This is a genomic window from Pseudomonas sp. LBUM1653, from assembly GCF_059716115.1.
Genome location: NZ_CP166803.1, coordinates 6,390,896 through 6,415,386 on the forward strand (window position 1 = coordinate 6,390,896; position 24,491 = coordinate 6,415,386).

Annotated in this window: 25 protein-coding genes; 7 read left to right on the top strand and 18 right to left on the bottom strand. The window is 58.8% G+C overall.

All coding sequences use genetic code 11. From position 1 onward, the window contains the following. Positions 1-17: 17 nt before the first annotated feature. Positions 18-2,147 carry a mechanosensitive ion channel family protein gene (locus tag ACA054_RS28880; RefSeq protein ID WP_497687221.1) on the bottom strand — a complete coding sequence of 710 codons (2,130 nt, stop codon included), beginning with the start codon at positions 2,145-2,147 and terminating at the stop codon, positions 18-20. Positions 2,148-2,336: 189 nt separating this feature from the next. Here ACA054_RS28880 and ACA054_RS28885 point away from each other — a divergent pair, with 189 nt between their 5' ends. From ACA054_RS28885 to ACA054_RS28905, 5 genes are all read left to right on the top strand, one after another. After that, entirely contained in the window at positions 2,337-3,533 is a 1,197-nt protein-coding gene (locus ACA054_RS28885) for an MFS transporter (RefSeq protein ID WP_497687222.1), read from the top strand. Between the two features lie 169 nt (positions 3,534-3,702). Continuing rightward, positions 3,703-4,629: a DUF72 domain-containing protein gene (locus ACA054_RS28890; protein WP_497687223.1), complete on the top strand. Its 927-nt coding sequence runs from the start codon at positions 3,703-3,705 to the stop codon at positions 4,627-4,629. Beyond that, positions 4,626-5,423: an endonuclease/exonuclease/phosphatase family protein gene (locus ACA054_RS28895; protein ID WP_497687224.1), complete on the top strand. Its 798-nt coding sequence runs from the start codon at positions 4,626-4,628 to the stop codon at positions 5,421-5,423. The genes ACA054_RS28890 and ACA054_RS28895 overlap by 4 nt, the downstream gene beginning before the upstream one ends. Next, positions 5,420-6,712 carry a cardiolipin synthase ClsB gene (gene clsB, locus ACA054_RS28900; protein WP_497687225.1) on the top strand — a complete coding sequence of 431 codons (1,293 nt, stop codon included), beginning with the start codon at positions 5,420-5,422 and terminating at the stop codon, positions 6,710-6,712. Before ACA054_RS28895 ends, clsB begins: the two co-directional genes overlap by 4 nt. Then, positions 6,699-7,685 carry a lysylphosphatidylglycerol synthase domain-containing protein gene (locus tag ACA054_RS28905; protein WP_497687226.1) on the top strand — a complete coding sequence of 329 codons (987 nt, stop codon included), beginning with the start codon at positions 6,699-6,701 and terminating at the stop codon, positions 7,683-7,685. The genes clsB and ACA054_RS28905 overlap by 14 nt, the downstream gene beginning before the upstream one ends. A 138-nt stretch (positions 7,686-7,823) precedes the next feature. Here the strand turns inward: ACA054_RS28905 and ACA054_RS28910 are convergent, their stop codons facing one another. The 3 genes from ACA054_RS28910 to ACA054_RS28920 form a co-directional block, all read right to left on the bottom strand. Next, positions 7,824-8,582: an alpha/beta hydrolase family protein gene (locus ACA054_RS28910; RefSeq protein WP_497687227.1), complete on the bottom strand. Its 759-nt coding sequence runs from the start codon at positions 8,580-8,582 to the stop codon at positions 7,824-7,826. Beyond that, on the bottom strand, positions 8,572-9,681 hold the full coding sequence (locus tag ACA054_RS28915; RefSeq protein ID WP_497687228.1) for a DUF3182 family protein: 1,110 nt from the start codon (positions 9,679-9,681) through the stop codon (positions 8,572-8,574). Before ACA054_RS28915 ends, ACA054_RS28910 begins: the two co-directional genes overlap by 11 nt. 211 nt (positions 9,682-9,892) lie before the next feature. Next, positions 9,893-10,885, bottom strand: a complete 993-nt coding sequence (locus ACA054_RS28920) for a GlxA family transcriptional regulator (RefSeq protein WP_497687229.1) — start codon at positions 10,883-10,885, stop codon at positions 9,893-9,895. A 102-nt stretch (positions 10,886-10,987) separates the two neighbouring features. Between ACA054_RS28920 and ACA054_RS28925 the strand changes: the two genes are divergently transcribed. Then, positions 10,988-11,542 (top strand): cysteine hydrolase family protein, encoded by a 555-nt coding sequence (locus tag ACA054_RS28925; protein ID WP_497687230.1) that lies wholly within the window; start codon positions 10,988-10,990, stop codon positions 11,540-11,542. Between the two features lie 74 nt (positions 11,543-11,616). Here ACA054_RS28925 and ACA054_RS28930 read toward each other — a convergent pair whose 3' ends face one another. Both ACA054_RS28930 and ACA054_RS28935 read right to left on the bottom strand, forming a co-directional pair. Next, positions 11,617-12,138, bottom strand: a complete 522-nt coding sequence (locus ACA054_RS28930) for a single-stranded DNA-binding protein (protein ID WP_020799826.1) — start codon at positions 12,136-12,138, stop codon at positions 11,617-11,619. A gap of 9 nt (positions 12,139-12,147) precedes the next feature. Further along, positions 12,148-13,545: an MFS transporter gene (locus tag ACA054_RS28935; protein WP_497687231.1), complete on the bottom strand. Its 1,398-nt coding sequence runs from the start codon at positions 13,543-13,545 to the stop codon at positions 12,148-12,150. 191 nt (positions 13,546-13,736) lie between these two features. On the opposite strand from ACA054_RS28935, the gene uvrA reads away from it, so the two are divergent. After that, positions 13,737-16,571, top strand: a complete 2,835-nt coding sequence (uvrA, locus tag ACA054_RS28940; protein ID WP_497636781.1) for an excinuclease ABC subunit UvrA — start codon at positions 13,737-13,739, stop codon at positions 16,569-16,571. A 65-nt stretch (positions 16,572-16,636) separates the two neighbouring features. Here the strand turns inward: uvrA and bfr are convergent, their stop codons facing one another. The 12 genes from bfr to rpsE all read right to left on the bottom strand — a co-directional run bounded on the left by bfr (position 16,637) and on the right by rpsE (position 24,489). Beyond that, complete coding sequence (gene bfr / locus ACA054_RS28945) at positions 16,637-17,101, bottom strand: bacterioferritin (RefSeq protein ID WP_008053867.1); 465 nt, start codon at positions 17,099-17,101, stop codon at positions 16,637-16,639. Positions 17,102-17,250: 149 nt separating this feature from the next. Continuing rightward, positions 17,251-18,705: a catalase gene (locus ACA054_RS28950; protein WP_497687232.1), complete on the bottom strand. Its 1,455-nt coding sequence runs from the start codon at positions 18,703-18,705 to the stop codon at positions 17,251-17,253. A 195-nt stretch (positions 18,706-18,900) separates the two neighbouring features. After that, complete coding sequence (gene rplQ, locus ACA054_RS28955) at positions 18,901-19,287, bottom strand: 50S ribosomal protein L17 (protein WP_110965127.1); 387 nt, start codon at positions 19,285-19,287, stop codon at positions 18,901-18,903. Between the two features lie 42 nt (positions 19,288-19,329). Further along, the gene (locus tag ACA054_RS28960) at positions 19,330-20,331 is read right to left on the bottom strand and encodes a DNA-directed RNA polymerase subunit alpha (RefSeq protein ID WP_007970428.1); all 1,002 of its coding nucleotides are present in this window, start codon (positions 20,329-20,331) and stop codon (positions 19,330-19,332) included. A gap of 22 nt (positions 20,332-20,353) precedes the next feature. After that, positions 20,354-20,974 (bottom strand): 30S ribosomal protein S4, encoded by a 621-nt coding sequence (gene rpsD / locus ACA054_RS28965; RefSeq protein ID WP_003176404.1) that lies wholly within the window; start codon positions 20,972-20,974, stop codon positions 20,354-20,356. Positions 20,975-20,992: 18 nt separating this feature from the next. Then, entirely contained in the window at positions 20,993-21,382 is a 390-nt protein-coding gene (rpsK, locus tag ACA054_RS28970) for a 30S ribosomal protein S11 (RefSeq protein WP_002555466.1), read from the bottom strand. 30 nt (positions 21,383-21,412) lie between these two features. Next, the gene (rpsM, locus tag ACA054_RS28975) at positions 21,413-21,769 is read right to left on the bottom strand and encodes a 30S ribosomal protein S13 (RefSeq protein ID WP_009045849.1); all 357 of its coding nucleotides are present in this window, start codon (positions 21,767-21,769) and stop codon (positions 21,413-21,415) included. 129 nt (positions 21,770-21,898) lie between these two features. After that, positions 21,899-22,015, bottom strand: coding sequence for a 50S ribosomal protein L36 (gene rpmJ / locus ACA054_RS28980; protein WP_002555468.1), 117 nt, complete (start codon positions 22,013-22,015; stop codon positions 21,899-21,901). A gap of 24 nt (positions 22,016-22,039) precedes the next feature. Continuing rightward, entirely contained in the window at positions 22,040-23,368 is a 1,329-nt protein-coding gene (gene secY / locus ACA054_RS28985; protein WP_497687233.1) for a preprotein translocase subunit SecY, read from the bottom strand. Then, complete coding sequence (gene rplO / locus ACA054_RS28990) at positions 23,369-23,806, bottom strand: 50S ribosomal protein L15 (RefSeq protein ID WP_003228720.1); 438 nt, start codon at positions 23,804-23,806, stop codon at positions 23,369-23,371. It lies immediately after the preceding gene. Positions 23,807-23,809: 3 nt separating this feature from the next. Further along, positions 23,810-23,986, bottom strand: coding sequence for a 50S ribosomal protein L30 (gene rpmD, locus ACA054_RS28995; RefSeq protein ID WP_003176408.1), 177 nt, complete (start codon positions 23,984-23,986; stop codon positions 23,810-23,812). A 2-nt stretch (positions 23,987-23,988) separates the two neighbouring features. Beyond that, positions 23,989-24,489, bottom strand: a complete 501-nt coding sequence (rpsE, locus tag ACA054_RS29000; RefSeq protein ID WP_003186035.1) for a 30S ribosomal protein S5 — start codon at positions 24,487-24,489, stop codon at positions 23,989-23,991. Positions 24,490-24,491: the final 2 nt, after the last annotated feature.

Consider the following 24,491-nt stretch of genomic DNA (forward strand, 5'->3'; position numbering starts at 1 on the left):
CAAGCCCAGACGTCAACTTACTGGGGACGAGGCCGATCCGGCAATAACACCGCCGAATGCTCCGGCTCAACCGCCCCATCATGTACAGGCTCCGCCACCTGTCTCTGCATCAAGACCTGCTGTGGATAAGTCTGCGCGAAATGTACCCAGGGGCTGTTATCCACAAGCTTTTTCAAACGCTGGTTGAATGCCCGGCTCACCGCATACTGCCCGCCCGACACGGTGCGAAATTGTGCCGTCAACACCACGCCATTAAGGTCCATCTTGTCAACGCCGAACACATCCAGCGGCCCTTGCAGGTTGTACCTGAGGAACGGGTCGTCGCTGATCGAATGCCCAGCCTCGCGAATCAGTTCGATGGCCTTGTCGACGTCGGTGTCATAGGTGAACTGCACGGAGAAGAACGCATAGGCAAATTGCCGCGATTGGTTGGTCACGGCCTTGATCTGGCCAAACGGCACCGAGTGCACGAACCCTTTGCCGTCGCGCAGGCGCAAGGTGCGAATAGTCAGGCCTTCGACCGTGCCGGCATGTCCGGAATCTAGCACCACCCAGTCGCCAATGGACAGGGTGTCTTCGATGATGATGAACAACCCGGTGATCACGTCCTGCACCAGTTGCTGGGAACCGAAACCGATGGCCAGGCCAATGACCCCGGCACCGGCCAGGAACGGCGCAACATTGATTCCAAGATTGGCCATGGTGGTGATGGCGCAGATCACCACCAGGATGATTTTGATCGCATTGCGCAGCAACGGCAGGATGGTCTTGACCCGCGTACTCGGCTGGCGTGCCCCGCGTTTGCTGGCCGGTGGTTTCAGGGCTTCCTGGATCGCCGTGTCGAGCACCACCCAGACCATCCACGTCACCAGGAAGATCAAACCTATATGGCTCAAAGAGTCACTGATCGCCCGCCCCACGGCATTGCTCACCGCAAAATCGAACAGCGACACACCCCAGATTCGTCCGAGGATATCGATGAACACGATGGCCATGGCGATACGCAACAACGCGTGGGAGAGGCTCAGGAAGCGTTCTTTGTAGGCGCCACTGCGGCGCACGTCGGACTCGTTGCGGGACTTGAACAAGTGGTGCAGCGTGGTGCTGAGAAACACCGTCGCAATCAGCAGCACCGTGGTGAACAGCGCGCTGCGCAGCACTTGCTGGTTGTCATCGCCAATGCCGATCAGGTTGATGATAGACACCAGCACCATCAACAGAATCGGCCAGTACCAGAGCCCGGAAAAAATCCGCAAGGTTTCGCGCAAGGCTGGCTGCGCCCGCCGCTGGGCCAGCGGCAGGATGCGGATCACATGGGCGACCGGACGGCGCATGCGAATCACCAGCAAACCAAAGGAAATCGAAGCCGCCAGCCCGGTAAACACGGCGATGCTGCTGGTGAGATTGTTACCCAATTGATGCGCAATCTGCGGGCTGGTCAAGGCGTCGCTCAGGGCGACGAGGAAGCCTATCGCGAACAGCGGTCGTGGGCTGTCATGGCGAATGATCTGCACCGCCCGGCGTTTGTGCCCGACATTGAACAGCACCACCAGGGACATCACTAACGATGCCGCGAACACGCCACTGCTGGTGGCATAGGCAAAAGACAACGCCAGCGCCCGACCGGCCGACACGGGCAAAAACTGGCTGGCATAAATCGTCAGCGGCAGGCTGATCACCGCAGGGATGCTGTAGGGCAATACATAGCCAAGCAACGCCTGCCCACGCTCTCGACTGAGCAGCAAGCGATGGCGGCACAGGCGTTCGGTCAAAAACTTGCCGAACATCCAGAGCAGGCCGAAGACACCCGCCCACACCGCCGTCAGCAGCAGGAAATCCCCCGCCACGCTCCAGCTCGAACGGGCCGATGGACGATTGACCAGTTGATCCACCTCATCGGCCGCACGGTCAGCGCGAAGACGCCAGGCGTCTAGCAGGTCCTTGTTGAGATTGAGCTTGCCCTGGATGTCATCGATGCTCGAACTGATGGCGCCCAGCAACCCGCCCTGTACCAAGGGTTCAGGGTGTGCCGGCGGTGTGGCGGCGGTGGCCGCTGCCGGCACCCCCGGTATCGCCGCGGCCTCCAGTTCCTCGCTGCCGAGGAACAGCAGCGCCCCCAGTAATAACGCCGTCTTGAGCCTGATCAAGGCATCCGCTCCGTTGGATAGGACTGTAAGGAACTGATCGAGAAATGCCGGACTAGTTCGGTGCTGGCCGGCAAATGCCCGGCAATCTTTGCGCTCAAGACAAATATCAAATGCTCATCCCTGTATTTTTCCGCACAACCCAACCCCTGACACTGCGCTCCATCAAATCAACCCACCGGAGTTGCAGTCATGCCCATTGCCTTGCTCGCGCTGACCCTCAGCGCCTTTGCCATCGGGACGACCGAGTTCGTCATCGTTGGCCTGTTACCTACCATTGGCGCCGACCTCGGTGTCAGCCTGCCGTCGGCCGGGCTGCTGGTCAGCCTGTATGCGCTGGGTGTCGCCGTCGGCGCCCCGGTACTGACCGCCCTGACCTGCAAAGTCCCGCGTAAGTTGCTGCTGTTGTCATTGATGGTGCTGTTCACCCTGGGCAACCTTCTGGCTTGGCAAGCGCCAAGCTACGAGTCGCTGATCCTGGCGCGGATCGTCACCGGCCTGGCGCATGGGGTGTTTTTCTCGATTGGCTCGACCATCGCCACCAGTCTAGTGCCCAAGGAAAAAGCCGCCAGCGCGATCGCGATCATGTTCACCGGCCTGACCGTGGCCCTCGTGACTGGCGTGCCGCTGGGGACCTTCATCGGCCAGCATTTCGGCTGGCGTGAAACCTTCCTCGCCGTATCGGCGTTGGGTGTGATCGCCTTTATCGGCAGCCTGCTCTACGTGCCGAAAAACATCGCCCACAGCAAACCCGCTTCACTGTTGCAACAGTTGCAAGTGCTCAAGCAACCTCGTTTGCTGCTGGTGTACGCCATGACGGCAGTCGGTTACGGCGGTTCGTTCATCGCTTTCACGTTCCTGGCGCCGATCCTTCAAGATATCGCAGGCTTCAGCGCCAGCACCGTCAGCCTGGTGCTGCTGGTCTACGGCATCTCGGTGGCCGTCGGCAACATCTGGGGCGGCAAACTGGCGGACAAGCGTGGCCCGATCAGCGCCCTGAAAATCATCTTCGCCCTGCTCGCCGCCGTGCTGTTCGTGCTGACCTTCACCGCCGGCAACTCATGGCTGGCACTGGCTACCGTACTCGTCTGGGGCGCCGTGGCGTTCGGCAATGTGCCAGGGTTGCAGGTGTATGTGGTGCGTCAGGCTGAACATCACACGCCGAATGCGGTGGATGTGGCTTCCGGCCTCAACATCGCGGCATTCAACCTCGGTATCGCCGGGGGCGCCTGGGGTGGTGGCTTGATCGTTGCGCACATGGGGTTGATCCATACCGCGTGGATCGGTGGGTTGGTGGTGTTGGTGGCGTTGGCGTTGACTGCCTGGAGCGGACGTCTGGATCGCGGTGGGCCGGTGTATACCGAGGGCTCAACCCGGATCGTCGTGTAGGAGCTGCCGCAGGCTGCGATCTTTTGATCTTATAAAACAAAATCAAAAGATCGCAGCCTGCGGCAGCTCCTACAGGTGCGATCATCATTACCGTCCGTAGCCCCACCGAAACTTTCGTCACCGTCTGGCAGTCATCAAAAGATCAGGGGGCAGTCAGACGGGAGGCGACATGGCGGCGATTCACATCGGCATTTCAGGTTGGCGCTACACGCCCTGGCGGGGTGATTTCTACCCGAAGGGGCTGGCCCAGAAGCGCGAATTACAATTCGCCTCACGGGCGGTTAACAGTATCGAGATCAATGGATCGTTCTACGCCCTGCAACGGCCCGAACGCTACGCCCAGTGGTATGTCGAAACCCCGGCGCAGTTCGTGTTCAGTGTCAAAGCGCCACGCTTCATCACCCATATCAAGCGTCTACGTGACATCCACAAACCCCTGGCGAATTTCTTCGCCTCCGGGGTTCTGGAACTCAAGGAAAAACTCGGCCCGATCCTCTGGCAGTTCCCGCCCAACTTCAAATTCGACGCCGAACTGTTCGAGACCTTCCTCGAACAATTGCCTCACGACACCCAACAAGCCGCCGCCCTCGCCCGCCAGCACGATTCCCACGTGAACGGCCACGCCAGCCTCAAGGCGAGCAAGAAAAAGCCCTTGCGCCATGCCGTGGAAATCCGCAACGAAAGCTTCATCGATCCGGCATTTGTCCGCCTGCTCAAACGCTACAACACAGCCTTGGTCATCGCCGACACCGCCGGCAAATGGCCGTATCGCGAAGACCTCACCAGCGACTTCGTATACCTGCGCCTGCACGGTGCCGAAGAGCTCTACGCCAGCGGCTACACCCCTCAGGCATTGACGCGTTGGGGTGACCGGATCGAGGCTTGGCATCATGGGCGGCAACCGGCTGATCCCCATCTGATCGCGCCGCGCCTGAAACCCAGGGCGCGCAAATCCCGAGAAGTGTTCTGCTACTTCGATAACGACATCAAGGTCCGCGCACCCTTCGATGCGCGGCGTTTGCTGGAACGCTTCGACCTCGACAAAGACCTGCTCACCGCCCCCGGTGAGCTGGCTGCCGAAGGAGTGCTGGCATGAGCATTTCCGAACCGGTTGGCGCCACCGACGAACAGGCGACCATCGATACCACGGTGCACCGTTTCACTATACTGACGGTCAACACCCACAAGGGTTTCACTGCGTTGAACCGGCGTTTCATCCTGCCTGAACTGCGCGAAGCGGTACGTAGTGTGTCCGCCGACGTGGTGTTTCTGCAGGAGGTACACGGCACCCACGAACATCACCACAAGCGTTACGACAATTGGCCGGCGATGCCCCAGTATGAATTTCTCGCGGACTCTCTCTGGCCGCAGTTTGCCTACGGCCGCAACGCGGTCTATCCGGCAGGCGATCACGGCAATGCTTTGCTGTCGAAATTCCAGATCGTTCGGCACGACAACCTCGACGTGTCCATCAGCGGCCACGAGAACCGCGGCATCTTGCATTGCGTGCTGCGCCTGCCGGGTGAAGGCCCGGAGGTACATGCCATTTGCGTCCATCTCGGCTTGCGCGAACCCCACCGTAATGAACAGCTCAAGTTACTGCGCCGCCACCTTGAGTCATTGCCCGGCGATGCGCCCGTGATCGTGGCCGGCGATTTCAATGACTGGCGCCAACGCGCCGATGCCCTGCTCAAGCCCTGCGGTTTGCGCGAAGTGTTCGCCGAGCACCACGGCAAGCCGGCGCGCAGTTTCCCCGCGCGCTTACCGGCGCTGCGACTGGACCGCATCTACGTACGCAACCTCAAGGCCAGCCATCCGCAGGTGCTGGCGACCCGCCCCTGGTCCCACCTTTCGGATCACGCACCGTTGTCGGTGGAGATCGAGCTATGAGCATCCCGTCGATGGAAAAAACCACGGTGAAAACGATGGCCGCGCCCCCCATGAGCGCGCCGACGGCGGTCGACGTCGAGTACGGCTGGCACGGAAATAATCGGGTCGAAATGCTGGAAAACGGCGAAGCCTATTTCCCCCGGGTATTCGAGGCAATGCGCCAGGCCAAAACTGAAATCCTCCTGGAAACTTTCATTGTGTTCGAGGACAAGGTCGGCGAAGAGTTGAAAACCGTGCTCATCGACGCGGCTCAACGTGGCGTTCGCGTCACCGCCAGTTTCGACGGGTTTGGCTGCGGCGAACTGAGCGCCGCCTACCTCAGCGCCCTCAGCGGTGCCGGCGTGCACTTACAGATGTTCGACCCGGCGCCGAAGCGCCTGGGCATCCGCACCAACTGGTTCCGACGCCTGCACCGCAAGATCGTGGTGGTGGACGGGACGATTGCGTTCATTGGCGGAATCAACTTCTCCGCCGATCATCTGGCCGACTTCGGCCCCGAGGCCAAGCAGGATTACTCGGTTGAAGTACAGGGCCCGGCGGTGGCCGACATTCATCACTTCGCCCTGCTGCAATGCGGACGCCCGGCGCGCGCCAAATACTGGTGGCAACGGCGCCGGCAGCGGCGCTCGGAACTGGCTGTGACTGATCACGATGGCCAGGTGCGACTGGTGTACCGCGATAACGCCGAGCACGCGACCGACATCGAAGAGGTGTACCGCCTGGCGCTGCGCACGGCGCAGCGGCGCGTGGTCATCGCCAACGCCTACTTTTTTCCAGGCTACAGGTTACTGCGCGAGATCCGCAACGCCGCGCGCCGCGGCGTTGAAGTGCGTCTGATTCTGCAGGGGCAGCCGGACATGATGGTGGCCAAACTGGCGGCGCGCATGACTTACGATTACCTGCTCAAGTCCGGGGTGAAAATCTACGAGTACTGCGACCGGCCACTGCACGGCAAAGTCGCGTTGGTAGACGAGGACTGGAGCACCGTCGGCTCCAGCAACCTGGACCCGTTGAGCCTGTCGATGAACCTCGAGGCCAACGTGTTGATCCGTGACCGTGCGTTCAACCGTGACCTGTTCGAACGGCTCGAAGAACTCAGCGACAACCATTGCAAGGCGATGTCGGTGGACAAGGCGCCGCGCGGGCGAGTCTGGCACATGACCGTGGGTTTTCTGGTGTTCCACTTCCTGCGCCATTTCCCGGCATGGGCCGGTTGGCTGCCAGCACATAAACCACGCCTGAAAGCGTTCACCCCACCGACCGGGAGCGATCAACATGAGTCGCACTGAAGCACATGCGGCGTCCCACGCCGAGCACCCGGCGAAATCGCGCTGGAGCCGTTGGAAAAGACCGCTGACGATGCTGTTTTTCCTGGCGCTGATCGTCCTGTTGACGATGTTCGCCCAGCGCATCGAATGGAACGAAGTGTTCGACACCCTGGCCGATTTCAAGGTACGCACCTTGATCATCGCGGCCGGGCTGACCCTGGTGAGTTTTCTGGTCTACGCCTGTTTCGACCTGATTGGCCGCACCTACATCCGCCAGGACCTGACGTGGAAACAGATCCTGCCGGTGGGCATCATCAGCTACGCCTTCAACCTCAACCTGAGCGCCTGGGTCGGCGGCATTGCCATGCGCTATCGCCTGTATTCGCGGCTCGGGGTGAGCAAAGCCAACATCGCGAAAATCCTCGGCCTGAGCCTCGCGACCAACTGGTTCGGCTACATGGTGATTGCCGGCGTGGTATTTAGCAGCGGGCTGGTGCGCATGCCGCCAGGCTGGAAACTGAGCAGCGGCGCGCTACAAGCGGTGGGCGTGTTGCTGTTGTTGGTGAGTGCGGGGTATCTGGCGGCGTGCCAGTTTTCCAGGCGTCGGGAATGGGCGATCCGCGGGGTGGAAATCAACCTGCCGTCGCTGCGCATGGCGATCCTGCAACTGGCTCTCGGGGCGTTGAACTGGTCGTTGATGGCTGCGGTAATTTTCACTCTGCTACCGAGCAAACTGGACTATCCGCTGGTGCTTGGCGTGTTGCTGATCAGCGCCATCGCCGGGGTCATCACGCACATTCCGGCCGGGCTCGGTGTACTGGAAGCGGTGTTCGTGGCACTGCTGCAACACGAGGCATCGCGGGGCAGCCTGGTGGCGGGGTTACTGGCTTATCGGGCGATTTACTTCCTGTTGCCGTTGTTGATCACGCTGGTGATGTATCTGCTGGTGGAGGCCAAGGCCAAGTCGTTGCGGATCTCGAAAAAGCCCAAGTAATTGGTGGTGTTCTTTCGGACGCCATCGCGAGCAAGCTCGCTCCCACAGTGGATCTGTGGTGAACACATTATTTATGAACACCAGGGACCCTGTGGGAGCGAGCTTGCTCGCGATGGCGGCCGCATGAACACCACAAAATCATTTGGACTGAATAATGCTCAACCGCTCACCCACCACCATTTCCGTGATCCAGTCCACCAGGATCGAGGTGTAGGCCTGCTGTGAAACGGGATCGCTCAGCGCGTGATCGGCACCGTCGATGATGCGGTGGGTCAATGAGTGGGTCTGCTGGCACGCCGCGCGGTAACTCATGATGGTCGCGTGGGGTACGTACTCATCGGTTTCCGACTCCACCAACAGCACATCCCCGGTAAATCCGGAGCAGGCATGCAGCGCCCGATTGCCATCGGCGCGCACCAGCGTGCTGCGGTAATCGCGCAGATCGAGCTTGTCCAGATCGCGCTTGGGCGTGTGCCATTGGTCATCGCGGTACAGCGCCGGCACCCGCAGGGCCAGCCAGCGCACCGGCCGCAGAGAGGTCAGGATCGAGGCAAGGTAACCGCCGTAACTGGTGCCGACCACGGCAATCGCCGAGGTATCAAGCGCCGGGTGCGCGAGCAAACGGTCGTAAGCCGCCAGCAGGTCTCGCAGATTGTCTTCACGGGTTACGCGGGTCAGCGGAATACCCGTACCACCAGTGTGCCCGCGCAGGTCGAAGGTCAGGCACACACAACCCAACCCGGCGATGCCTTTCGCCCGTTCCAGGTCGCGCTCCTGGCTACCTCCCCAACCGTGCACGAATAACACGCCGGGGACTTTCGATTTGGGGCTGAGAAAAGTCCCGCTCATCTGTTCGTCGTCGATGTCGATTTGAATGCTTTCGCTTCTAGCCGTCATAGGATTTGACCGTTACGTACTTGAGGAGGAAATCACTGTTTTCTGCCGGCCCGCGGTACACCTCGATAGCGTCCGCCGGCAGCGGCTGATCGGTGTAGGTTTCCACCGAAGACACGCGAATCGCGCGCATCCCCGGATCGTTGACGAAGCTCTGCAAGGCTGCGACTTCGGCGCTGCTGGCTCCGCCCATACGCCAGGATTGCTCGAGCACGCCACTGCGTTGCTGGCCGTCGCTGGCGACACCCTGGGCGATGTCGTAATTGCGCCGTGAAGCGTAGAAACCGGGATAGGCTTCGTCTGCGGCGCCGTCAAACACCTGTGCCTGCCTGATCGCCAGTCGCACATCATCAGGCAAGTCCAGCGTCAGCAGATCGTCGTAGCTACCCTGCACCACCAGCAGGTTGGAACCACCATAGACCTCTTCGCCGAGAGCGTCTTTGGTCAAGTATTGATCACCACAGTAACTCAGCACCTTTTCGCCGATGAAACTCTGTCCGACGCTGTGGGTAATCACCTGGTCAAGGTCCTGCTCCAGCACCACGCCTTCACTGAACAGCGCTTTCGCTTCAGGGCGGGCAAGAATTTCATCAAACTGGTCGAGGCTATTGATGACTTCCTGACCGCGCCCCGCGCAGGCATGAATCGGCTTTATGCGGATCGGACCGCTGTAGAGCAGATGCTCCGCCGCCGGCCGTGCATCGTCGAAGGAGAAAACACTGAGACCGTCGAGCACCACAGTGCGCACCCGCTCGGAAAACATCGGCGCCCAGCCCTGCGGTGCATGGGCATGCCTGTTCAACAAACCATGGCTGATGGCCTTGGTGCAGATGAAATCGTGCTCGACGTAACCGCCCCACAAATCCTCTGGGCCCCTGACGCCCAACTGGAGGGCGGCAGCGGCGCCCACCAGTGTCTGGGTCGGCAACAGATAAATGTCTCGACCGCTATGCACCTGCGGGTCGTAACTGCCGCCGAATTTGAGCCCGAGGATTTGCGCCAGCCAACGGGCCAGGGCGCGATTGGTTTCGACTTCGTGCACCGGCGCATCGGGGCGCACCGAATGGGCGACTACCAGTTTCTTGCGGGTTGTTGGGGTCATGCGTCCCCCTTCAGTTGTCGCTAAATGAATGTAGCTGATGGGGTGCAGAGTTCAGGCCAAGCGCGCCTTGATCAAAACACTTTATAAATCAGTCTATTGCTGAAAGATTAATGGCACCGCGCCTGCTTTATTCTGCACGACCCCCTTCAACATTCCGGCATTTTGCACGACCCAAGCCTAACTACTCCCACAGGTTAGGAGGTGATGTTTTTTATCGGGTTGCAGCACTCGGCATCACCCCAAACCGCGCCCGATAATCACTCGGCACCAACCCGGTAATCTTCTTGAATGTCGAACGAAACGCCCCCGGGTCCTGATATCCCACGGTCCAGGCAATGTGATCGATGGTGCCGTTGGTGAACTCGAGCATTTCCCGGGCCTTGCCGACTCGCAGGTGCTGGCAGTACTCCGTGGGCTTGAGCCCGGTTGCCGCACGGAATCGGCGCAGGAACGTCCGCTCTTCCAGCCCTGCCCGCTCCGCCATCGCCGTCAGCGAGACATCGGTGGCCCCAGTGCTTTGCAGCCAGTGTTGAACCTTGAGAATCGCGGCATCGCCGTGGTTGAGAATCGGGGCGAAGTTGCTGCCGCACTCACTGGCGCTGTCGCTGTGTTCCACTACTAGAAAACGCGCAGTGCCGGTAGCAATGCTCGGGCCCAACAGACGATCCACCAGGCGCAGACCCAATTCAGACCACGCCATCAGTCCGGCAGTGGTAATCAGGTCGCCGTCATCGACGATAGGCGTATCGGCCTTGAGCTTGATCGCCGGGTAGCGCTGGGCGAAGGTTTTTGCGGAAGTCCAGTGAGTGGTGGCGCTACGACCGTCGAGCAGTCCACTTTCAGCCAACAGCAGCGAACCCACGCAGACACCGCCGAGGGTCGCGCCATTGGCGTGTTGTTGGCGAAGCCAGCGCAGCAGCGTCTGCGGCGCCTGACCTTCGGTGAACCCGGCAATCGACGGTGGAATCAATACCGCCACCAATGCGTCGTCCGTTGCGGGATGGCTGTCATAGACACGAGCTGGCGCCTGCTCGCCATCGACCTGCCAATGACTGACCCGCAGCAATGGCAAGCGCGCCTCTTGATGCTCGGCGGCGATCCGGTTGGCCACCCCGAACAGATCCGTCAATCCATGCACCGCCGCCATCTGCGCGCCGGGATAGATCAACACGCCCAGCTCGGCGATTGCCCTTTGTGCGTCCATTGTCAGTTTTCCCCCTTCTATTGTCGGTGCGGCCAATCCCCGGACGGTCTGCCAAGGCCGATACTTCATTCCACACCCAAATCGCACTTCGAGGAAACAGTCATGGCCAAGCAAGCACTCATCGTAGTCGATATCCAAAAAGACTACTTCCCCCAAGGCAAGTGGCCGCTGGCCGGCGCCGATGCCGCTGCGGACAACGCCGTTCGTCTGCTCAAAGCCTTTCGTGACGCCGGTGATTCGGTGGTGCACATCCGCCACGAATTCACCTCCGAAGAAGCACCGTTCTTCACCCCAGGTTCAGACGGCGCGAAGCTGCACCCGAAAGTCCTCAACCAGGGCAATGAGCCGGTGGTGCTCAAGCACTTCGTCAACTCGTTCCGCGAAACCGAACTGCAGTCGATTCTCGACGAGCAAGGCATCAAGGAGCTGGTGGTGGTTGGCAGCATGAGCCACATGTGTGTCGACGGCATCACCCGCGCCGCCAACGACCTCGGCTACAGCGTCACGGTGATTCACGATGCCTGTGCCTCCCGTGATCTGGAGTTCAACGGCCTCACCGTCCCGGCGGCTCACGTTCATGCGGCATTCATGTCGGCCCTGGGATTTGCCTACGCCAACGTGGTGTCCACCGACGAGTTCCTGGCTGCCAGCCACTAACCACAAAACCCGGACAACAAAAAGCCCGGCATCCTGATAAGAGTGCCGGGCTTTGATTCGATCGAAGCTATTGCTTAGAACGGAATATCGTCATCGAAGCTGTCGAAGTCCGGAGCCGGCTGAGGCGCGGCCTGCTGAGGAGCCGGGCGCGACTGTTGCGGTGCCGACTGCTGTGGACGCGGAGCCTGCTGGCGCGGAGCGGATTGCTGGTAGTTGTTACCGCCGCCCTGGCCTTGTTGGTCACCCTGTTGTGGACGACCGCCCAGCAGTTGCATGGTGCCTTGCATGTCGACCACGATTTCAGTGGTGTAACGCTTGATACCGTCTTTCTCCCACTCGCGGGTCTGCAGCTTGCCTTCGATGTAGACCTGCGAACCTTTGCGCAGGTACTCACCGGCGATTTCCGCGACCTTGCCGAACATCGACACACGGTGCCATTCGGTTTTTTCGACTTTCTGACCGGTTTGCTTGTCGGTCCACTGTTCGCTGGTTGCCAGACTCAGGTTGGTCACGGCGTTGCCGTTCGGCAGGTAACGAACTTCAGGATCCTGGCCGCAAGTGCCGACCAATATGACTTTGTTAACCCCACGGGCCATTACGTTCTCCTAGGCTACGCACGCTGCCCCGGCCGGGTTGTTCACCAGGCTTTCAAGGGTGGTGCGATCCAATAGTTCGGTGTCCAATTTGATGTAAATCGCCGCTTCGTCTGCGACTATCACTGCATCTGTTACCCCTACGACGGCCTTCAGGCGCTCGACCAGCCCCGCTTCGCGGATCGCCTCGGGCGACAATGGCAAGCGCAGGCTTGTCACGTAGGGAGGTTCACGCATGGTAACAGCAAAGGCCAGCCAGAGGGCAGCCAGACCGGCGCATCCCAGGAACACAACCGACAGACCGCCATGCTGGAACAGCCAGCCACCGAGTATCCCGCCCAGTGCCGACCCGAGGAACTGACTGGTGGAGTAGACCCCCATCGCCGTGCCCTTGCCGCCCGCCGGTGAAACCTTGCTGATCAGCGACGGCAACGAAGCTTCCAGCAGATTGAACGCCGTGAAAAACACCACGGTACCGATCACCAGAGCCCGCAAGCTGTCGCCGAACTGCCAGAAGAATAGCTCAGTGAGCATCAGCGTCACGACGGCGCCGAGTAAAACTCGTTTCATTTTGCGTCTCTTCTCGCCGTAGATGATGAACGGGATCATGGCGAAGAAGGAAATCAGTAGCGCGGTCAGGTACACCCACCAATGCTGCTCCTTGGGCAGCCCGGCTTTTTCGACTAGCGCCAGCGGCAAGGCAACGAAACTCGACATCAGCATCGCGTGCAACACAAAGATACCAAGATCCAGGCGCAGCAGGTCAGGGTGCTTGAGCGTCGGTATCAGCGCTTGGCGGGCAACGCCGGATTCACGGTGCTGCAACGGCCCCATGGAGCGCGGCACCATGAACATCACAATGACAATGCCGAACAGCGCCATGCCACCGGTGGCAAGGAACAACCCGGACAGGCCGAAAGCACGGGTCAGCAACGGCCCTACTACCATGGCGACCGCAAACGACAGACCGATCGTCATGCCGATCATGGCCATGGCTTTGGTCCTGTGCTGTTCGCGGGTCAGGTCTGACAGCAAAGCCATCACTGCCGCGGAAATGGCCCCGGCACCTTGCAGGATGCGCCCGGCGATCACGCCCCAGATAGAGTCGGCGTTGGCCGCCAGCACGCTGCCGAGGGCGAAGATGATCAGCCCCAGGTAAATCACCGGGCGGCGGCCGATGCGGTCGGAAATGAAGCCGAAGGGAATCTGGAAAATCGCCTGGGTCAGGCCGTAAGCGCCAATCGCCAGCCCGATGAGGGCCGGGGTTGCTCCTGCCAGGTCCATGCCATAGGTCGCCAGAACCGGCAACACCATGAACATGCCAAGCATACGGAAGGCGAACACCAGGGCCAGACCGCTTGCCGCGCGGGTCTCGCTGCCACTCATGCGCTCGCTGTGGGGATCGTGCATGGAAAAACCTCATGTGAACCGGCGGCGATTCTACCAGTCCCATCGATTGGCAGGGTATATCGCGACGCTTTGCCGCGTGTAGATGACAGAGCTTTCATGTAAGGCAGCAACAGCAGCATTCGATAGTGTGCATCCATCCAGTATTTGGCCGTATACTCCTACGTTTTCGACGCCCGCCGAGCGAGGCCACTTTGGACAAGATCCTGATTCGTGGGGCTCGAACCCACAACCTGAAGAACATCGACCTGACCCTGCCAAGGGACAAGCTGATCGTCATCACCGGCCTGTCCGGCTCCGGCAAGTCGTCCCTGGCTTTCGACACGCTGTACGCCGAAGGCCAGCGCCGTTATGTCGAGTCGCTGTCGGCCTACGCCCGGCAGTTCCTGTCGATGATGGAAAAACCTGACGTCGACACCATCGAGGGCCTGTCACCGGCGATTTCCATCGAACAGAAGTCGACCTCGCACAACCCGCGTTCGACCGTCGGCACCATCACCGAAATCTACGACTACCTGCGCCTGCTTTATGCACGCGTCGGCATTCCGCGCTGCCCGGATCACGACATTCCCCTGGAGGCGCAGACCGTCAGCCAGATGGTCGACCTGGTCCTCGCCGAACCGGAGGGCAGCAAGCTGATGCTGCTGGCCCCGGTCATTCGCGAGCGCAAGGGCGAACACCTGTCGGTCTTCGAAGAGCTGCGCGCCCAAGGTTTCGTCCGTGCCCGAATCAACGGCAAGCTTTATGAGCTTGATGAAGCGCCCAAGCTCGACAAACAGAAAAAACACACCATCGATGTCGTGGTCGACCGCTTCAAGGTGCGTGCCGATCTACAACAGCGCCTGGCCGAATCCTTTGAAACCGCGCTGAAACTGGCAGACGGCATCGCCCTGGTGGCGCCGATGGACGACGAGCCGGGCGAAGAGATGATCTTCTCCGCGCGCTTCGCCTGCCCGATTTGCGGGCATGCCATCAGCGAACTCGAGCCCAAGCTGTTTTCCTTCAACAACCCGGCCGGCGCCTGCCCCACCTGTGACGGCCTGGGGGTTAAGCAATTCTTCGACATAAAGCGCCTGGTCAATGGTGAATTGACCCTGGCCGAAGGCGCGATTCGCGGCTGGGACCGGCGCAACGTCTATTATTTCCAGATGCTCGGCTCGCTGGCCTCCCACTACAAGTTCAGCCTGGAAGTGCCGTTCAACGAACTGCCGGCCGATCAGCAGAAGAGCATCCTGCACGGCAGCGGTTCGCAAAACGTCGATTTCAAATACCTGAATGACCGGGGCGATATCGTCAAGCGCTCGCACCCGTTCGAAGGCATCGTGCCGAACCTGGAACGCCGCTATCGTGAAACCGAGTCGGCCTCGGTGCGCGAGGAGCTGGCCAAGTTCCTCAGTACCCAGTCCTGCCCTGATTGCCGCGGTACCCGCCTGCGTCGCGAGGCGCGGCATGTGTGGGTCGGCGAGAAAACCCTGCCGGCGGTGACCAACCTGCCCATCGGCGATGCCTGCGATTATTTCGAGGGGTTGAAGCTGACTGGCCGCCGTGGCGAGATTGCCGACAAGATCCTCAAGGAAATTCGCGAGCGCCTGCAGTTCCTGGTCAACGTCGGCCTCGATTATCTGTCGCTGGATCGCAGCGCGGACACCCTGTCCGGTGGTGAGGCCCAGCGTATTCGCCTGGCCAGCCAGATCGGCGCCGGCCTTGTCGGCGTTCTGTACATCCTCGACGAACCCTCGATCGGCCTGCACCAGCGTGATAACGACCGGTTGCTTGGCACGCTGAAACACCTGCGAGACATCGGCAACACGGTGATCGTGGTAGAGCACGACGAAGACGCGATTCGCCTGGCCGACTATGTGGTGGATATCGGCCCGGGCGCCGGGGTTCACGGCGGGCACATCGTCGCCGAAGGTACGCCGGCCGAAGTGATGGCGCATCCCGACTCCCTGACCGGCAAGTACCTGTCGGGCCGGGTGAAGATCGCGGTGCCGGCCAAGCGTACGCCGCGCAACAAGAAGCTGTCACTGACACTCAAGGGCGCCCGTGGCAACAACCTGCGCAACGTCGACCTGGAGATCCCTATCGGCCTGCTGACCTGCGTGACCGGCGTGTCCGGCTCAGGCAAGTCGACGCTGATCAACAACACGCTCTTTCCGTTGAGCGCCACGGCGCTCAACGGTGCAACCACCCTCGAAGCTGCCGTTCACGACAGCATCAAGGGCCTGGAGCATCTGGATAAGGTCGTCGACATCGACCAGAGTCCCATCGGCCGTACGCCGCGTTCCAACCCGGCCACCTACACCGGCCTGTTCACACCGATCCGCGAGCTTTTTGCCGGTGTGCCGGAGTCTCGCTCCCGCGGTTATGGCCCCGGGCGCTTCTCCTTCAACGTGAAAGGCGGACGCTGCGAAGCCTGCCAGGGCGATGGCCTGATCAAGGTGGAAATGCACTTCCTGCCGGACATCTATGTGCCGTGCGATGTCTGCAAGAGCAAGCGCTACAACCGCGAAACCCTCGAGATCAAATACAAGGGCAAGAGCATCCATGAAACCCTCGAGATGACCATCGAGGAAGCCCGGGTGTTCTTCGATGCGGTACCGGCCCTGGCGCGCAAGCTGCAAACGCTGATGGACGTGGGCCTGTCATACATCAAGCTGGGACAGTCGGCGACCACGCTGTCCGGTGGTGAGGCCCAGCGGGTCAAGCTGTCACGCGAGCTGTCCAAGCGCGACACCGGCAAGACCCTGTACATCCTCGATGAACCGACTACCGGCCTGCACTTCGCGGATATCCAGCAATTGCTGGACGTGTTGCATCGACTGCGCGACCACGGCAATACGGTGGTGGTGATCGAGCACAACCTCGACGTCATCAAGACCGCCGACTGGCTGGTGGACCTGGGGCCGGAGGGGGGTTCCAAGGGTGGGCAGATCATTGCCGTCGGTACGCCGGAAGAAGTGTCAGAGATGAAGCAATCCCATACCGGTTACTACCTCAAGCCGCTGCTGGAGCGTGACAGGGCTTAACCGGGCCCCATGAAAAAGCCCCTGTCACTTCATCAGTGGCAGGGGCTTTTTTGTATTCGCCGCAATCAGGTGTGGGATTGCAGGTAATTTTCGAGACCGATGAGCTTGATCAGGCCCAACTGCTTCTCGAGCCAGTAGGTGTGATCTTCTTCGGTGTCATGTAATTGGACCCGCAGCATTTCGCGGCTTACATAATCCTTGTGCTGCTCGCAGAGCTTGATGCCCTTGCACAGCGCAGCCCGCACCTTGTACTCCAGGCGCAAGTCCGCTTCGAGCATCTCTGTCACCGTGGTGCCGACATCCAGATCGTCCGGACGCATGCGCGGCGTGCCTTCGAGCATCAGAATCCGACGCATCAACGCATCAGCGTGCCCTGCTTCTTCTTCCATCTCGTGGTTGATTCGTTCGTAGAGCTTGGTGAAACCCCAGTCCTCATACATCCGCGAGTGGACGAAATATTGATCACGCGCGGCCAGTTCGCCGGTCAGCAACGTGTTGAGGTAATCGATAACGTCTGGGTGGCCTTGCATCGCCCTACATCTCCCTGCTTGAAAGTCTGTAGTTTGAACCAACCTGACCATATCGTCACCCGGAAGACGCAATAAAAGCGAAGATATTCTGAGAAAAGCAGCTTAAATAACGCAAAAACCGCCCTAATAAGGGCGGTTCTGCTTCTCATTTAGACTTCGTTAAGCTGTACGTTGAGCAGCGTTGCAATTGCTTCTCCATACGCCGGATCGGCCCTGAAGAAATGCTGCAATTGACGGTCGACGACGTCACTCGAAACACCTGCCATCGCTCCCGCAATGTTGCCCACCAGCAGCGCTTTCTGTTCGTCACTCATCAGGCGGAACAGCGCACCGGCGTGGCTGTAGTAGTCCGTATCCTCGCGATGATCGTAGCGATCGGCTGCACCGTTCAGGGCCAACGCAGGCTCAGCGTAACGAGGTGCTTGCTTTGGCGATTCGATATAGCTATTGGGCTCGTAGTTCGGTGCCGCACCACCATTGCTGCCAAAAGCCATCGAGCCATCCCGCTGATAGGTGTTCACCGGGTTGCGTGGAGCGTTTACTGGCAACTGCTGGTGATTTGTGCCGATACGGTAGCGGTGGGCATCAGCGTAAGCGAACACACGACCTTGCAGCATGCGATCTGGCGACAAACCTACACCTGGCACCATGTTGCTTGGGCCGAAAGCGGCTTGCTCGACTTCGGCGAAGTAGTTCAATGGATTTCGATTGAGCTCCAACTCACCGACTTCGATCAACGGGAACTCCTTCTGTGACCAGGTTTTGGTCACGTCGAACGGGTTCTCGTAGTGCGCTGCGGCCTGGGCCTCGGTCATGATCTGGATACACACGCGCCATTTCGGAAAGTCGCCGCGCTCGATGGCTTCGAACAAGTCACGCTGGGCGTAGTCCGGATCGGTACCTGCCAGGCGCGCCGCCTCTGCAGGTGCGAGATTCTTGATTCCTTGTCTGGTCTTGTAGTGCCACTTGACCCAATGACGCTCGCCCTGGGCGCTAATCAGGCTGTAGGTGTGGCTGCCGAAGCCGTGCATGTGACGGTAACCGTCGGGAATGCCCCGATCGGAGAACAGGATGGTGACCTGGTGCAGCGCTTCCGGAGAGTGCGACCAGAAGTCCCACATCGCCTGTGCGCTTTTGAGGTTGCTTTGCGGCAGACGCTTTTGGGTGTGGATAAAATCCGGGAATTTCAGCGGATCACGGATGAAGAACACCGGCGTGTTGTTGCCAACAATGTCCCAGTTGCCTTCCTCGGTGTAGAACTTGAGTGCGAATCCGCGAGGATCGCGTTCGGTATCCGCCGAACCGCGCTCACCACCGACAGTGGAGAATCGCAGAAAGGTTGGCGTTTGCTTACCGATTGCCTCAAACAGCTTGGCGCTGGTGTACTCGGTGATATCGCGAGTCACGGTAAACGTACCGTAAGCGCCAGAGCCTTTGGCGTGCACACGGCGTTCCGGGATGTTTTCGCGGTTGAAGTGGGCGAGCTTCTCGATCAGGTGGAAATCGTCGAGCAGCAATGGGCCACGAGGGCCGGCGGAGCGGGAATTCTGATTGTCGGCGACAGGAGCGCCACTGGCGGTAGTTAGCGTTTTATTTTGGCTCATGGGATTTCATCCTTTGTCAGTCTCAAACTGCCGGCTAATCGGCTGGCGTAGAGTATTGACGATCCACATGACACCTTCTAATTCATTAACTCATGACAATCGATAGAGAACGCCTAATAGAACACGGGGACTTCTGTACTTTTCTAACGCGCACAAAAAACCGGGCACTAGGCCCGGTGTTTTGTATCTGACGACTTACTCAGCGGATACAGCTTCACCGCCGGTAGCGCGATCAACCAACTCGACGTACGCCATAGGCGCGTTGTCGCCAGCGCGGAAACCGCACTTGAGGATGCGCAGGTAGCCACCCTCACGGGTAGCGTAACGCTTGCCCAGGTCGTTGAAGAGCTTACCAACGATAGCTTTCGAACGAGTACGGTCGAAAGCCAGGCGGCGGTTAGCAACGCTGTCTGTCTTGGCCAAAGTGATCAGCGGCTCGGCAACGCGGCGCAGTTCTTTAGCTTTTGGCAGAGTAGTTTTGATCAGCTCGTGCTCGAACAGCGACACCGCCATGTTTTGGAACATGGCCTTGCGGTGCGAGCTGGTGCGGCTCAGGTGACGACCACTTTTACGATGACGCATGGTTCATTCCTTACCAAACACTACGTTCGGTGATTACGACGATCAGGCAGTCGCCTTGTCGTCCTTCTTAAGACTTGCAGGCGGCCAGTTGTCGAGGCGCATGCCGAGGGACAGACCGCGGGAGGCCAGAACGTCCTTGATTTCAGTCAAGGATTTCTTGCCCAGGTTCGGAGTCTTCAACAGCTCTACTTCGGTACGCTGAATCAGGTCGCCGATGTAGTAGATGTTTTCCGCCTTAAGGCAGTTAGCCGAACGTACAGTCAGTTCCAGATCGTCAACCGGGCGAAGCAGGATCGGATCGATCTCGTCTTCCTGCTCGACAACCACTGGCTCACTGTCACCTTTGAGGTCGACGAACGCAGCCAACTGCTGTTGCAGAATGGTTGCAGCACGGCGGATAGCCTCTTCAGGATCCAGGGTACCGTTGGTTTCCAGATCAATAACCAGCTTGTCCAGGTTAGTACGCTGTTCGACACGGGCGTTTTCCACCACGTATGCGATACGGCGAACCGGGCTGAACGAAGAGTCAAGCTGCAAGCGACCGATGCTGCGGCTTTCGTCTTCATCGCTCTGACGCGAGTCTGCCGGTTCATAACCACGACCACGAGCTACTACGAGCTTCATGTTCAGGGCGCCGTTAGACGCCAGGTTAGCGATTACGTGATCGGGATTAACGATCTCGACATCATGATCCAGCTGAATATCGGCAGCGGTAACCACCCCCGAACCCTTCTTCGACAAGGTCAGCGTAACTTCGTCACGGCCGTGCAGCTTGATAGCCAGACCTTTAAGGTTCAACAGGATTTCAATTACGTCTTCCTGTACACCTTCGATGGCGCTGTACTCGTGGAGCACACCGTCAATCTCGGCCTCGACTACTGCACAGCCGGGCATTGAGGACAACAGGATGCGGCGCAGCGCGTTGCCCAGGGTGTGGCCAAAGCCACGCTCGAGAGGCTCGAGCGTGATCTTGGCGCGGGTTGGACTGACAACTTGCACATCAATGTGGCGAGGTGTCAGGAACTCATTTACCGAAATCTGCATGGATGCACCTATTTTCTAGCCCTTACTTGGAGTAGAGCTCGACAATCAGGCTTTCGTTGATGTCGGCGGACAGATCACTGCGAGCTGGAACGTTCTTGAAAACGCCCGACTTCTTCTCAGTGTCTACTTCTACCCATTCTACGCGGCCACGTTGGGCACACAGATCGAGAGCTTGGACAATGCGAAGTTGGTTTTTTGCTTTCTCGCGAACAGCAACCACGTCACCAGCACGAACCTGGTAGGACGGAACGTTAACGGTCTGACCGTTTACGCTGATCGACTTGTGCGATACCAGCTGACGGGATTCGGCACGAGTCGAACCAAAGCCCATACGGTATACAACGTTGTCCAGACGGCATTCGAGCAGTTGCAGCAGGTTTTCACCGGTTGCACCTTTCTTGCCAGCAGCTTCTTTGTAGTAGCCGCTGAATTGACGCTCGAGAACGCCGTAGATACGACGGACCTTCTGCTTTTCACGCAGTTGGGTGCCGTAATCGGACTGGCGACCGCGGCGTTGGCCGTGGATACCAGGTGCTGCTTCAATGTTGCACTTCGATTCGATCGCGCGCACGCCGCTCTTCAGGAAGAGATCGGTGCCTTCGCGACGAGCGAGTTTGCATTTTGGACCAATGTAACGAGCCATTCTTTACAATCTCCTGGATTACACGCGGCGCTTCTTCGGCGGACGGCACCCGTTGTGCGGGATTGGCGTCACGTCGGTGATGCTGGCGATCTTATAGCCACAGCCGTTCAATGCACGGACAGCAGACTCACGACCTGGACCTGGACCTTTGACGTTGACGTCGAGGTTTTTCAGGCCATATTCCAGCGCAGCTTGACCAGCACGTTCAGCAGCTACTTGAGCAGCAAACGGGGTGGACTTGCGGGAACCGCGGAAACCCGAACCACCGGAGGTAGCCCAAGAAAGCGCGTTACCTTGACGGTCGGTGATGGTCACGATGGTGTTGTTAAAAGAAGCATGGATGTGGGCGATGCCATCAACCACTGTCTTTTTAACTTTTTTACGAGGACGAGCAGCAGGTTTTGCCATGATTAATTTCCTGTCGATTCGCGTGGGCGATTACTTGCGGATCGGCTTACGCGGACCTTTACGGGTACGCGCGTTAGTCTTGGTACGCTGACCGCGTACTGGAAGACCACGACGATGACGCAGACCGCGGTAGCAACCGAGGTCCATCAAACGCTTGATTTTCATGTTGATTTCGCGACGCAGGTCACCTTCAGTGGTGAACTTCGCCACTTCGCCACGCAACTGTTCAATCTGCTCGTCGCTCAGATCTTTGATCTTTGCGGCTGGGTTTACCCCAGTCTCTGCGCAAATTTTCTGCGCAGTAGTGCGACCAACACCATAGATGTAGGTCAGCGAGATAACAGTGTGCTTGTTATCTGGAATGTTAACGCCTGCAATACGGGCCATTCAGTGGGACTCCAATTGACAGCTACCTACGCCCCGGAAGCCAAGAAATAGGGCGCGAGATAATATCGCTGTAATAACAAATAATCAACCCGGCAGCGCACTAGCTGCCGGGCTTCAAGCAGATCACACTCAGCCTTGGCGCTGTTTGTGACGCGGTTCCGCGCTGCAAATTACTCGAACAACACCTTCGCGGCGAATAATCTTGCAGTTACGGCACAGCTTTTTCACCGATGCACGAACTTTCATCACCAACTCCTCGAACCTTATGGGTCAGCGCAGCATGCCGCTGCCGTAACCCTTCAGGTTGGCTTTCTTCATCAGGGATTCGTACTGGTGCGAAACGAGGTGCGATTGTACTTGGGACATGAAGTCCATCACAACCACGACGACGATCAGCAACGAGGTCCCGCCAAGGTAGAACGGAACGTTGGCTGCAACCACCAGGAACTGGGGCAACAGGCACACGGCCGTCATGTAAAGAGCACCGAACAGGGTCAAACGAGTCAGAACGCCATCAATGTAGCGCGCAGACTGCTCTCCTGGACGAATGCCCGGAATAAAGGCACCGGACTTCTTCAGGTTCTCCGCTACGTCTTTCGGATTGAACATCAACGCCGTATAGAAGAAGCAGAAGAAAATAATCCCTGCACTAAACAGCAGAATATTCAACGGCTGACCAGGAGCGATCGACTGCGAGATGTCCTGCAACCAGCCCATACCTTCAGACTGACCGAACCAGGCACCCAACGAAGCCGGGAACAGCAAAATGCTGCTCGCGAAAATAGCCGGAATAACACCGGCCATGTTCACCTTCAGCGGCAAGTGGCTTGTCTGTGCAGCGAAAACCTTGCGGCCTTGCTGACGCTTGGCGTAGTGAACAGCAATACGACGCTGACCACGCTCAATGAACACCACGAAACCGATAATCGCTACTGCCAGCAAACCGATGGCAACCAGGGCGAAGATGTTGATATCACCCTGACGCGCAGACTCGAAAGACTGCCCGATCGCTCTCGGAAGACCGGCGACGATACCCGAAAAAATCAACATCGAGATACCGTTGCCAACACCACGCTCAGTAATCTGCTCACCCAGCCACATCATGAACATCGCACCAGCCACAAAAGTGGATACCGCGACGAAATGGAAGCCAAAGTCACCAGTGAACGAAACGCCCTGCCCTGCCAGACCAATGGACATGCCAATGGCCTGGACAAGAGCAAGAACGACGGTGAGGTAGCGGGTGTACTGGCTGATCTTGCGACGGCCAGCTTCACCTTCCTTCTTCAACTGCTCCAGCTGCGGGCTGACGGCGGTCATCAGCTGCATGATGATCGATGCCGAAATGTACGGCATGATCCCCAATGCAAAGATGCTCATCCGTTCCAGCGCGCCGCCGGAAAACATGTTGAACAAGCTAAGAATGGTCCCCTCATTCTGTCGAAACAGGTCCGCGAGTCGGTCCGGGTTGATACCTGGAACCGGGATGTGTGCGCCTATTCGGTAGACGATAATCGCCAGGAACAGAAAACGCAGACGAGCCCAGAGTTCAGACATACCGCCTTTGCCGAGCGCAGAGAGAGCACCTTGCTTAGCCATTTATTCCTCGAACTTGCCGCCAGCTGCTTCGATAGCCGCACGCGCACCTTTGGTGGCGCCGATTCCCTTGCCGATAGTGACAGCGCGAGTCACTTCACCGGACAGCATGATTTTCACACGCTGTACGTTGACGTTGATCACGTTGGCATCTTTCAGGGACTGCACGGTGACGATGTCGCCTTCCACTTTAGCCAGCTCGGACAGACGCACTTCTGCGCGGTCCATGGCTTTCAGGGAAACGAAACCGAACTTCGGCAGACGACGATGCAGCGGCTGTTGACCGCCTTCAAAGCCTGGAGCAATGGTGCCACCGGAGCGGGAAGTCTGACCTTTGTGACCACGGCCACCAGTCTTACCCAAACCACTACCGATACCACGGCCCGGACGATGCTTTTCGCGACGGGAACCCGGCGCTGGACTCAGATCATTGAGTTTCATCGATTAACCCTCGACACGCAGCATGTAGTAAGCCTTGTTGATCATCCCGCGATTCTCGGGAGTATCCTGGACTTCTACAGTGTGACCGATGCGACGCAGACCCAGACCCTTAACGCACAGTTTGTGGTTAGGGATGCGGCCGGTCATGCTTTTGATCAGCGTTACTTTAACGGTAGCCATGATCAGAAGATCTCCTTGACGCTTTTGCCACGCTTGGCGGCAATGGATTCAGGAGATTGCATAGCCTTCAGACCCTTGAAAGTGGCGTGAACCACGTTTACCGGGTTAGTCGAGCCGTAGCACTTGGCCAGAACGTTCTGAACGCCAGCAACTTCGAGAACGGCACGCATTGCGCCGCCAGCGATGATACCGGTACCTTCAGAAGCAGGCTGCATGTACACCTTCGAAGCGCCATGGGCGGACTTCATTGCGTACTGCAGGGTGGTGCCGTTCAGATCAACCTGGATCATGTTGCGGCGAGCAGCTTCCATTGCCTTCTGGATCGCAGCAGGCACTTCACGCGACTTGCCACGGCCGAAGCCAACACGCCCTTTACCATCACCCACCACGGTCAACGCGGTGAAAGTGAAGATACGGCCGCCTTTAACGGTTTTGGCTACGCGGTTAACTTGAACCAGCTTCTCGATGTAGCCTTCGTCGCGCTTTTGGTCGTTATTTGACATAA